Origin of the sequence: Phocaeicola faecicola, from assembly GCF_013618865.1 — a bacterium.
Classification (GTDB): Bacteria; Bacteroidota; Bacteroidia; order Bacteroidales; family Bacteroidaceae; genus Phocaeicola; species Phocaeicola faecicola.
This window is the reverse complement of sequence record NZ_JABSOE010000001.1, coordinates 147,587-158,502: the sequence shown is the minus strand read 5'-3', so window position 1 is coordinate 158,502 and position 10,916 is coordinate 147,587. Positions and strand designations below refer to the sequence as shown.

The 10,916-nt window shown below is 45.7% G+C and carries 11 protein-coding genes; 6 read left to right on the top strand and 5 right to left on the bottom strand.

Going from position 1 to position 10,916, the window contains the following annotated elements; translation table 11 throughout:
- Positions 1–103 precede the first annotated feature (103 nt).
- Positions 104–1,279 (bottom strand): site-specific integrase, encoded by a 1,176-nt coding sequence (locus tag H3001_RS00550; protein ID WP_181213760.1) that lies wholly within the window; start codon positions 1,277–1,279, stop codon positions 104–106.
- A 231-nt stretch (positions 1,280–1,510) separates the two neighbouring features.
- On the opposite strand from H3001_RS00550, the gene H3001_RS00545 reads away from it, so the two are divergent.
- The 6 genes from H3001_RS00545 (at position 1,511) to H3001_RS00520 (ending at position 7,346) form a co-directional block, all read left to right on the top strand.
- On the top strand, positions 1,511–2,722 hold the full coding sequence (locus tag H3001_RS00545) for a site-specific integrase (protein ID WP_181213759.1): 1,212 nt from the start codon (positions 1,511–1,513) through the stop codon (positions 2,720–2,722).
- A gap of 16 nt (positions 2,723–2,738) precedes the next feature.
- Positions 2,739–3,122: a hypothetical protein gene (locus H3001_RS00540; RefSeq protein WP_138273186.1), complete on the top strand. Its 384-nt coding sequence runs from the start codon at positions 2,739–2,741 to the stop codon at positions 3,120–3,122.
- 341 nt (positions 3,123–3,463) lie between these two features.
- Entirely contained in the window at positions 3,464–4,669 is a 1,206-nt protein-coding gene (locus H3001_RS00535) for a primase-helicase family protein (RefSeq protein ID WP_138273187.1), read from the top strand.
- Positions 4,670–4,928: 259 nt separating this feature from the next.
- Positions 4,929–5,867, top strand: coding sequence for a toprim domain-containing protein (locus H3001_RS00530; RefSeq protein ID WP_181213758.1), 939 nt, complete (start codon positions 4,929–4,931; stop codon positions 5,865–5,867).
- Between the two features lie 175 nt (positions 5,868–6,042).
- Positions 6,043–6,408 carry a MobC family plasmid mobilization relaxosome protein gene (locus tag H3001_RS00525; protein WP_138273189.1) on the top strand — a complete coding sequence of 122 codons (366 nt, stop codon included), beginning with the start codon at positions 6,043–6,045 and terminating at the stop codon, positions 6,406–6,408.
- Entirely contained in the window at positions 6,405–7,346 is a 942-nt protein-coding gene (locus H3001_RS00520; protein WP_181213757.1) for a relaxase/mobilization nuclease domain-containing protein, read from the top strand. The genes H3001_RS00525 and H3001_RS00520 overlap by 4 nt, the downstream gene beginning before the upstream one ends.
- Before the next feature lie 33 nt (positions 7,347–7,379).
- On the opposite strand, the gene H3001_RS00515 is transcribed toward H3001_RS00520, so the two are convergent.
- The 4 genes from H3001_RS00515 to H3001_RS00500 are packed head-to-tail and all read right to left on the bottom strand — an operon-like array spanning position 7,380 to position 10,909.
- Positions 7,380–7,898 carry a restriction endonuclease subunit S gene (locus H3001_RS00515; protein ID WP_171030138.1) on the bottom strand — a complete coding sequence of 173 codons (519 nt, stop codon included), beginning with the start codon at positions 7,896–7,898 and terminating at the stop codon, positions 7,380–7,382.
- Positions 7,895–8,479, bottom strand: coding sequence for a restriction endonuclease subunit S (locus H3001_RS00510; RefSeq protein WP_181213756.1), 585 nt, complete (start codon positions 8,477–8,479; stop codon positions 7,895–7,897). Before H3001_RS00510 ends, H3001_RS00515 begins: the two co-directional genes overlap by 4 nt.
- Positions 8,365–8,988: a restriction endonuclease subunit S gene (locus tag H3001_RS00505; RefSeq protein ID WP_181213755.1), complete on the bottom strand. Its 624-nt coding sequence runs from the start codon at positions 8,986–8,988 to the stop codon at positions 8,365–8,367. The genes H3001_RS00510 and H3001_RS00505 overlap by 115 nt, the downstream gene beginning before the upstream one ends.
- The gene (locus H3001_RS00500; RefSeq protein ID WP_181213754.1) at positions 8,981–10,909 is read right to left on the bottom strand and encodes an HsdM family class I SAM-dependent methyltransferase; all 1,929 of its coding nucleotides are present in this window, start codon (positions 10,907–10,909) and stop codon (positions 8,981–8,983) included. The genes H3001_RS00505 and H3001_RS00500 overlap by 8 nt, the downstream gene beginning before the upstream one ends.
- Between the last annotated feature and the right edge of the window lie 7 nt (positions 10,910–10,916).

Below are 10,916 nucleotides of genomic sequence, written 5' to 3'. Positions count from 1 at the left end.
AATCAGTATGCTACACTCCCCATCGGGTTTCCCCTTTGGATAAACTGATTGACGATAGGATTATATCGAACCCAATCCTAACTTCTTGCTAAAGAAGTATTTATTAAGCGACCATTCTGGGCGCACTTGCGTAAATCTGCGTCGTCTTTATGCTCTTGTGTCCGAGCATGGAGCTGACCGTTTCGATGGGAACACCGTTGGAGAGGAATATCGTCGTGGCTGCCGTGTGGCGGCTCTGATGCCACGTGATATGCTTGGTGATGCCGCAACGCTTGGCGACGGCACGGATACCGGCAAGGCACGTGTTATAATGCGGAACGGGAAATATCCTGCCGTCCCCGCACAGTCCCCGGTATTTGCCGATTATGCGGTTGGCGATGTCGAGCAGGCGGATGTTGGACACCACGCCCGTTTTCTGGCGGTTGATGTTTATCCACTCGTGTTCGTCGAAGTAGGTGCGGATATTCTCTTCCGTAAGGTTGCGCATATCCGCGAACGACAGCCCCGTGAAGGCGCAGAACAGGTAGAGGTCGCGGTACAATTCCTGTTTGGCGTTTTTCAGTTTCCCCTCCATCAGCAGGCGGATCTCATCTTTGGTCAGGAAACTGCGTGTTGTTTCCTCCTTCTTGATTTCATACTCGCGGAACGGGTCGCGCGTCAGCCACTCGTTGTTGATGGCGATGAATACCATCGTCCGTAACGGGCAGACGTACAGCCACACGGTATTGGTGCAGCAGTGCTTGTCCGTGCGCAGGAACATCTCGAAGTCGGAGATGAAAGCCGGGGTAAGCTCTTTTAGGGCGATGTCCTTCACATGGTAGCGGATGTCGAGGAACTCTTGCATGTGCTTGTAAACGGTGCGGTACTTCAGCAGCGTGCCTTTGGCTTTCATGCCTGCCTCCACCTGCTTCTCGTAGTCCTCGTTGTGCTGGCGGAACACCTGCATCAGCGTGTGGTAGCGGTGTTCCAGTCCGAGAAAGGCGTTCTTCACCTTCTCCGCCGTGACGAAGTTGTCACGCTCCATGATTTCCTGATAATGCCTGTTGATGCGTACCCGCATCTTGTCAAGCATACGGTTCGTTTCGAGTGCCGCCGTGCTTCTGCCCGTGACACGTCCACCTTTGGTGTCCCACAGTTTCGGATCGACAGTCAGTTTGCAGCTGAACTGTGTCTGGCTGCCGTCCACCGTGATGCGTCCCATGACGGGAACTGTCCCGTCCTTTTTCACTACCTGACGCTTGAGGTAGAATAAACTCCGATTTACGCCACTTGAAGACACACAAGGACAAATGTTTGTGTACCAGTGATTTTATCTATGTTTCTCTTAGCTTTGCAGAATAGCAAAAATGCAAAATTACGCAGATTACAGAAACAGTTGAGTTTCCAAATCGTAACCCCGAAAAATCTGCAATTTTACAGACAGATGTAAATTTTGCGCCGTTCTGCTGAGGTTTGCTTACAGCCATTTAGCGCAGGTGAAACTAATTTTGCAACCAAAAAGCAGACGAGTATGAGAGCAACATTCAAGGTGCTGTTCTTCGTGAACAGAAGTAAAGAGAAAAACGGTATTGTCCCAATCATGGGACGAGTGACAATCAACGGAACGCAGGCACAGTTCAGTTGTAAGTATTCCATTGCTGTGGAACAATGGGACACTAAAGCCAACAAAGTAAAAGGTAAGAGCAAAGAGGCGCGGGACATCAATTTTGCGCTTGACAACATCAGGGCACAAATTATCAAACATTACCAACGAATTTCCGACCGCGAGGCATACGTGACAGCAGAAATGGTACGTAATGCCTATCAGGGTATCGGCACGGAATATGAAACATTGCTACGTGCTTTCGATAAGCATAATGCGGACTTTGCCAAACGTGTAGGCAAGGACAGAACAAAAGAGACCTTATACAAGCACTCCATTTCCCGTACCCATGTGGCAAATTTCATCAAGTATTATTATAAGCGGAACGACATCAGCATGAACGAGCTTACAGGGGACTTTCTCGACCAGTTCTGCATCTACCTTCGCAATGAGGTAGGTGTGCAGCAGTCCACAATCAGATTGTATTGTACCCCGTTGAGGTCTATTGTGACTCATGCACACAAAAACGGACTGATACCGAGAGACCCTTTTGCAAACTGCTATGTCAGCGGTGGCACGAAGGAACGGGAGTTTCTCACGGAGGAAGAAGTGCGGACACTCATGGCGCATCGTTTTGATGACCCGGCAATGACGGTGGTTCGAGACCTGTTTGTTTTTGGATGCCTGACGGGTATATCGTTCATTGACATCAAGAATCTTACCACAGATAACCTTGTCACTATAAACGGTAGTTTGTGGATTTCATCGGTACGGCAAAAGACGAATATCCCGTTCCGTGTGAAGTTGATGGAAAGTGCCTGTAAAATCATTGACCGTTACGAACCGTTTCGCAGAGGAAACCGTTTGTTCAATGTTTACAGAAATGGTTGGACGAATGTCCTGCTGAAACAGATTGCTGCAGAGTGTGGAATAAACAAGAATCTGACGTTTCACATGAGCCGCCACTCGTATGCGGTGATGGCTATCTCAAACGGTATGCCGATAGAAAGCGTAAGTAAAGTATTGGGGCATACAAAAATTACCACCACGCAACATTACGCCAAGATAACCACGGAGAAGTTGGACAAGGATTTTTCCATGCTGGAAAGTAAAATCAGTGACAGAATGAAACTTGTATAAACTTGAAAGCGCAGACATGAAAAGAAATATCATAACAATAGGCAAATCCGGCAATATCGCCATGCCGGAGAATGTCGCCAGCATTTGGATGAGCGAACCGGAATTGGTGGAGTTGTTCGGGATAATCGCCCCGACACTCCGTTCTGCCATCAGAGCCATATATAAAAGTGGAGCATTAAAAGAGTATGAGGTGCAGAAATATGTCCGGCTGGAGAACGGCTATAATGCTGATGTATTCAGTTTCCCGATGATAGTCGCGCTTGCTTTCCGTATTGACAGTTTCGGAGCGGAGCAGGTGCGTAATGCCTTACTTAAAAGGCTGTACTTGCGAAAAGAGAAAACAAGTATCTTCTTTTCGCTGGGCAGTAACGGTGCGAAAGTATTTAATTATCAGGCATGAGGGCTAATCATGTGCAGTGAAACTGACAATTCTTTATATATCAAGCCATTGCCGATAAAACGTATTGCTGATAAAACGTATTGGTGGTCAGTTGAACAAACGTATTACTGTTTTATCAACAATACGAATGACCACGACAAGCCCGAAGGAGCAAACCTATAATGGATGCTTTTTCGGGCTTGTTTTTATTTGCTCCATTCTTGTTTCCCGCGCAATTCACAGCAAGTTTTTCCTGCCGTGTAAATTTTGCGCCGTTCTGCTGCGATTTGCTTATCAGGCTTTCGCGTCACTTGCCGTAGCTTTGCACACGGTTAATTATTAACGGTTTAAGCAAAATGTAAATGGCAAAGACAAAGAATGAGAAGGAGGAGTTTATCCGGGTGGGTACGACCCTCTACAAGTTAGTGAACCAGCCCCGTCTGAACGGCGGCTATGTGAAAAAGCGCATCGTGTGGAACAACGAGACACTTCGGCAGGACTATGGCAAGGACTATCTCGCCACCGTGCCGAAGTATGACGGTTTCTGCACCATTCCCGACCATGTGGAATACCGTCCCGTGGTGGACAAGTTCCTGAACCTCTACGAGCCGATAGGCCATGTACCAAAGGAGGGCGATTTCCCGCATATCCAATCATTGGTACGCCACATCTTCGGGGAACAGTACGAGTTGGGAATGGACTATCTGCAACTGCTTTACCTGCAACCCGTTCAGAAACTACCTATCCTGCTATTGGTATCGGAAGAACGCAACACGGGCAAGAGCACGTTCCTGAACTTCCTGAAAGCCGTGTTTCAGAACAATGTAACCTTCAATACCAACGAGGACTTCCGAAGCCAGTTCAATTCCGATTGGGCTGGCAAGCTGCTCATCGTGGTGGACGAGGTGCTGCTCAACCGCAGGGAGGACAGCGAGAGGTTGAAGAACCTCAGCACCACACTCTCCTACAAGGTTGAAGCCAAAGGCAAAGACCGTGACGAGATAGCGTTCTTCGCCAAGTTCGTGCTATGCTCCAACAACGAGTATCTACCCGTAATCATAGACGCGGGGGAAACACGCTATTGGGTGCGCAAGATAGACCGCCTGCAATCCGATGATACCGACTTCCTGCAAAAGCTGAAGACGGAAATCCCGGCTTTCCTGTATCACTTGCAGCACAGGACGATGGCAACGAAAAAAGAAAGCCGTATGTGGTTTGCTCCCTCGTTGCTGCATACCGAAGCCTTGCGGAAGATTATCCGCAGCAACCGTAACCGGTTGGAGATAGATATGCACGAGCTTATACTTGATATCATGGAGAGTGTAGGCACGGACACCTTCTCGTTCTGTTATAACGACATTCTTCTTTTGCTGGTACACTCGCAGGTAAAGGTGGAGAAGCATCAGGTACGGAAAGTCTTGCAGGAGTGTTGGAAACTCACTCCTGCCTCCAATGGGCTGACCTATACCACCTACCAGTTCAACTACAATCGGGAGTGCAGGTATGAGCCTATCAAAAGGGTCGGGCGTTTCTATACCGTCACAAGGGAGCAGCTTGATTCCCTATAATATCTTTCTCTTTTTGTTGAATTGTTGAACAGGTATATAACCATGCTGAAAACAAACAACATACGCTCTCAACAAATGCTCAACAATCGAAAAATGATGTTGAGGGAGGAACGGCAACCGTTTGTTGGATTCCCTATTTGTGAGTGATTTGTTGAGAAGATGTTGAGCGGTCATAATATTGAATATAAACAGATTACACCAATTATTCATCAAATCAACGTTTTTACAGTCATCATCAAATCCGTAGAAACAATATATCATGAACATCCAAGAAGCAACACAAATCAGAATCGCAGACTATCTGCAAAGTCTGGGCTACACGCCCGTAAAGCAACAAGGCAACTGCCTTTGGTACAAATCCCCGTTCCGTCAGGAAACGGAAGCCTCGTTCAAGGTGAACACCAACCGTAACCTGTGGTTCGATTACGGGCTGGGCAGAGGTGGCAACATCATCGCGCTGGCAGGGGAACTATATGCCTCCGACTATGTGCCTTATCTGCTCAATAAGATAGCGGAACAGGCTCCACACATCCGTCCCGTATCTTTCTCTTTTCGCCAGCAAGCATCCGAACCGAGTTTCCAACAGTTGGAGATTGGAGAACTTACCCATCCTGCATTACTCCATTACTTGCAGGAACGGGGCATAAACACCGATTTGGCGAGGTCGGAATGTAAGGAACTGCACTTCATCCATAACGGCAAGCCCTATTTCGCCATCGGCTTCCCGAATGTGGCGGGAGGATATGAAGTGCGCAACCGTTTCTTCAAGGGCTGCATTGCTCCGAAAGACATCAGCCATATCCTTCAGCAGGGAGAGCCGAGAGAGAAATGCCTCGTGTTCGAGGGCATGATGGACTACCTGTCCTTCCTCACGTTGCGGATGAGGAACTGCCCGACCATGCCGAACCTTGACGGTCAGGATTACATCATCCTCAATTCGGTTGCCAATGTTCCAAAAGCCATAGATGCGCTGCACGGGTACGGGCGCATCCACTGCCTGCTCGACAATGACGGGGCAGGAAGAAAGGCGTATTGGGAGTTGGCAAGGGAGTTCAGCGGACGCATCCGCGACTTCTCCGATAACTACAGCGGACACAAAGACCTGAACGATTACCTCTGCGGAATCCGTCGGAATTTAACAGTTAATCCACCTCCAAGAACTATCGTAAGACCCAAGAAGAAAGGGATTGGATTATGACTTCCCGAATGGGAAAAACGGGAGTTGCTCAAAACTCATTCCCTAAGGATTTGGAGGTAGCAAGTTTGTGTTTCGGGTGTACCGAAACCGCCTGCTACCCACCATCCATGTTGAAGGAGGTGGCATCCCGTTGGTCTATACAGTATAATCACTAACGTAATGGAATAAATGAAATATGGAACAAGATAAGGAACACAAGGAACGTAATAAGGGAGGTCGCCCCAAGAAGGAAGCGACCGAGAAACTGAAATACCGTGTCGCGGTGAAGATGGCGGCTGCCGATTACTTTCGTCTGCTGACACGGGCGTATGAGGCAGGCGTACCGCCGAGCGAGTACATGAGGGAATGTTTCCGCAACGGTCATGTGAAGGAACGGCTGTCGGAGGAACACGCCGGATTCATCCGCCAGCTCTGCGGCATGGCGAACAATCTCAACCAGCTTGCGCACAAGGCAAATGCCGGAGGTTTCCATGATGAAAAGTGGGATTGCAAGGTGGCGGTGGCAAGGATTCACGAACTGATAACCAAGATAGGGATATGATGGCGAAAATCGTAAAGGGAAGCGACTTCAAGGGTGTGGTGGACTACATCCTTGACAAAGGCAAAAATGCCCAATTTGTCGCATACAAGGATTTGTTCATGGAAAACAGGGAAACCATCGCTATGAGTTTCAATGCGCAGTCGCAGATGAACGGCAAGGTAGCCAAACCTGTCGGGCATATCGCTTTGAGCTTTTCCAAAGAGGATGAGCCACGACTGACGAACCGTGTCATGGCAGGGATTGCACTTGAATACATGGAACGGATGAGGATTAAGAACACGCAATTCTTTATCGCCCGGCACTTTGACAAGGAACATCCGCACGTGCATATCGCCTTCAACCGCATAGACAACAACGGCAATACCATTTCGGACAGGCACGAGCGTCTGCGCAGTACCCGTATCTGCAAGGAACTGACCTTGAAATACGGCTTGCACATGGCAAATGGCAAGGATAATGTCAAGCGCAACCGCCTGAAAGAGCCGGACAAGACGAAGTACGAGCTTTACGACATTCTCAAAGCCGAAGTCGGTAGGTGCGGCAACTGGGACGTGCTTGTCGCCAACCTGAAACGGCAAGGTGTGGAAGTGCATTTCAGCCACAGAGGACAGACCAATGAGATACAGGGCGTTGTCTTCACCAAGAACGGCTATCGCTTCAACGGCTCCAAAGTGGACAGACGTTTCAGCTATTCCAAAATAGACAATGCTTTGCAGCACAACAGATGCAAGGAACGTATGGGAATGACTGCCAAAGCACATGAAGCGGTTATACCAAGTGCACCATCCGGCACGGCACAAAGCGAGTTGTTCAACGGTTCATTGGGACTGCTGAATGGCAGTGGCTCATCTTACAATGCCGCTGATGCGGAAGCCAATCAGGAAATGGCGGAGATACTTCGCAGAAAGAAGAAATGCAAACGGGGTATGAGGTTATAAAGCATTTAACTCATTGATACGGAATCCTAATCTCTAAATTTGAGAAAAGTCATTCCGTATCATTTTTAGATACGATAATATTTGTTCGCTTTCGATATTACGCATATAGTTCTCCATATATTCCCAATCGGGAGAGCCATTATTATCAACAGGAAGCGTAATGATTTCTTTGGATAAACGATTGGCACTTCGTTTGTATCCAAAATTATATTTCCCCCTGACACGGTCTGCAATGGTTGTAATGAATGTACCTGTATATCTATTAAGGTGGTTGTTATAGCCTAATGTCATATCGGAGGTTGCTATGAAATCTTCAGCTTTGTACACAGAATAGCCCATTGACCCCTCTCCGTTACGAATAAAGGCTATACAGTTGCCTTTTTGAATTGTCGCTTTATCTCTGCTTACAAAACATAGTACACCATTATTCTGATTGGTTGCACCAAGATAACTAATACCTCTATCTGATTTTTCAATATGGTTAAGTCCTTTCGATTTTCCTGCAATGAGAGTAGGGAATAGTTCACACAAGAGGAAGTTCTTCCAAATCACCCCCCCGATTTGGATTTATTAACACTTATTCTGTCCTTGAAGACATTAAGCGTGGTGTTGAGTATATTGTACTCAACATCTTTCATGAATGCTGACATGAAATCAAAATCTATTTCGCCTTTATCGGTGGCAGGTAAATATACGCGACTTTTCCTTAATCTCGTAAGTGTTGCTCCATAACTTCCCCAGCTGAACTTTTCCACGAGTTTCTTTATTGCAACAATCAAGAACATCGCATTGTATCTGTCCAGCTTCGCGTGTCTGATAATCTGTATGTTCTGCCCTGTATAAAAAGAAGTGGGCTGATAGAATACTGTTTGTGTGTCCAGACCGATGGTTATTACGTTACCTTCATCAACTTTATAGCGAGATGACTGTTCTGTTACAAACATATCCATTCCGTTATTCAAGTCAGACCGAGTAATATACGGAATAACTCCTTCCTTTTGGTTAAGTTTATTCTTGTCTATGCCGCTATTAGTGGATTGAATAGAAAATTCTTCACCAAAGACAAACTCTTTCCAATTGGAGTGTAGCGATTTACCCCCCCCAGTATATTGTTGATTATCAGTTGTTTGCATAATCTTTCTATTGTAGGTTTCAATATCTGCTGTTCTTTTTGCTTCATGTAGGCTTCCATAAAAGCCCAATCCGGTGCTGTACCATCTTGGTTTAATGGCAACATTAGTTTGAACGACCTTAACCTGTTGCTGTTCAATGAATATCCATGCCCGAACCGCTCACGTTGTTTGGTGATGCACATTGCCACGAATAAGAGTATATGCCTGTTCATCGGCACTAATGGAATAAGCGCAGTTACATGACTATCTAAAGCCATTTGGTATGGTTGATAGTATGCGATACCAGCTCCACCATCTCCGTCATTGTTCAAGGTAATAATATCTCCCTGAAATTGTTTTTTCCCGTTAGGAGCTACAAAATCTTTATATCCGTTATCACATTTTTTTGCTGAAACCAAAGGTATGTCGCCTGTCTGCAATGATGCCATATTGTTTTGATTTCCTTTCTCACAGCAGAAAAACTCTGACAGATAAAAGTCTTTCCAATTCTTATCTTCAAACTTATTCATGCTCGTTTACGGTTGGATTTACAGAATTTTCAAACAAATACCCCCTGCCGTGAGTTATCATATTGAACTCAAAGGTCAGATAGTCGGCCATAGTATTCTCAAAATCCTTTTCCGAGGGTATCTCGTCATTAAAGTAGTAGAAAGCATGAAGCCACTCGTCCTCCGCTTCAATAGTAGTTTCCACGCAGAACTTGGTTTCTGCTTCAATCCGTCCAAACCATACATCAAGCAAATGCTGACGCTTGTCTTTGGCACTTGCGGTCTCTTCCAAGCCGATATGCTTGCTCACTACAAATCCGTCATCTTCAAAATTGATGAATCTGCAGAGATGTTTCTTGTCGTGCGGTATTCCTGCCGTAAATACTGCTATACATGGGTTTGTTCCAACTCCATAGAAAGTGTTTTTATTCAAGGTAATAACACCTTCCAAGGTATGATGCTTCAGTATGCTGTTCTTGATATTTTGTTCTTCTTTGCTTTTGCCGGTAACAGAAGATTGTGGTACAATGACAATAGCCCTCGCACCCTCTGTCAATGAGTCGAGCAAATGCTCGGTAAAGCTAATCTCATACAAATCAGGATTAGCTTTAGAGCCTTGGGAATAGGGAGGGTTCATCATGCCGACTGTACATCCTTTCAGTTGTAGCTGTTTGGGATTCTCTTTCAAAAAATCTTTATTGTGCAGGTTGCTTTTTCCATCGCCACGCAAAATCATATTGGTTGTCGCTATCGTGAACATATACGGCTGTAGCTCAATGCCAAATAGTTGGTCACGTTTAATGCTTTTTTGTTGGTTTGTATCCTCTGTCATCTTCACCATTTTGTGCATTGCAGCAATGAGGAATCCTGCCGTTCCGCAACAGGGGTCAAATACCTTATCTGTCGGTTCGAGTTGTGCCAATTCACAAAACAATTCCGTTATATGCTTTGGCGTAAGCACTATACCCAATGTCTGCCCATCCCCACCCGAATAGGACATAAACTCGCCATAAAACCGTCCTAAATAGTCTTCTGACGAATTATGGTACCTGATGTTCTTGAATATGCTGTTATACAGGAACTCGGCATAATGTCTCAATGGCGTTTTACCCAATGTGGCATCTTTCTCGTTTATTTTTGTTGTGTCTCTTATGACAGAGAATTGGCTGAGTAGTTTATCTCGTTTGGTATCAGGCGTAACATTAACCCTCTTCAAATTGCTTTCAATAGCTTCATATATCTTCTGGCCGTCTGTTTTTATCGGGTCGCCAATCAGGGATTCGATGGAGAATGTTTTTTCCTCTATTTCCCTCAATGCCAGCATTATTCCTGACACGACCAGCGGTTTTTGTTCTGTTGTCAGATTTCCATAGTTACGCAAGTCGTTATGCAGCTTCTCGGCATCTTTTAGAATTTCAGCCGTTGTTTTTTCTACATCGGTTTCTTCTTGCAGTATTTCTTTCAAGTAGTATTCATTGATGTTGGCTTCATTGAAAGAAATGAATGTTTCCACATCGGGCAACTCTTGATAATCGCCGCGCTCATTCACAAAAAGGGGTGTGATTTTATGATGCTTTTCATTCCCCGACACGCCAAAGGCTAAGACTTTGTTGTATGAAGTGTTGGCTGCTAAATGCAAAGCATAATACAGAGCACCATTGACAGCATAATCCTTAACAAACTTTACATCTTGGGAGAGCAAGCCATTTTCATCCTTGTAGGCGTGTTTATCAAGAGATGCCTTATCCTCAATCACAAGAACAAAATCCTTGACCACCCCACAGTATTCGGGATAGCCTGCATGACCTGTTTTTGATTTTGAAGCTGTTTTTAAAGCTTCGTCTATTTCTTTTATATCACACCCTTGTGGCGTTAAATAAATATCTGCTTCTTGCAATAATTCATAAACCCAAAGGTCTGTCTTAACCTCTTTCTTCGCCATATAGTGA

Coding starts and splice junctions, on each gene's coding strand:
- H3001_RS00545 (WP_181213759.1), top strand. CDS start 1,511: ATGAGAGCAACATTCAAGGTGCTGTTCTTCGTGAACAGAAGTAAAGAG.
- H3001_RS00540 (WP_138273186.1), top strand. CDS start 2,739: ATGAAAAGAAATATCATAACAATAGGCAAATCCGGCAATATCGCCATG.
- H3001_RS00535 (WP_138273187.1), top strand. CDS start 3,464: ATGGCAAAGACAAAGAATGAGAAGGAGGAGTTTATCCGGGTGGGTACG.
- H3001_RS00530 (WP_181213758.1), top strand. CDS start 4,929: ATGAACATCCAAGAAGCAACACAAATCAGAATCGCAGACTATCTGCAA.
- H3001_RS00525 (WP_138273189.1), top strand. CDS start 6,043: ATGGAACAAGATAAGGAACACAAGGAACGTAATAAGGGAGGTCGCCCC.
- H3001_RS00520 (WP_181213757.1), top strand. CDS start 6,405: ATGATGGCGAAAATCGTAAAGGGAAGCGACTTCAAGGGTGTGGTGGAC.
- H3001_RS00510 (WP_181213756.1), bottom strand. CDS start 8,479: ATGCAAACAACTGATAATCAACAATATACTGGGGGGGGTAAATCGCTA.
- H3001_RS00505 (WP_181213755.1), bottom strand. CDS start 8,988: ATGAATAAGTTTGAAGATAAGAATTGGAAAGACTTTTATCTGTCAGAG.
- H3001_RS00500 (WP_181213754.1), bottom strand. CDS start 10,909: ATGGCGAAGAAAGAGGTTAAGACAGACCTTTGGGTTTATGAATTATTG.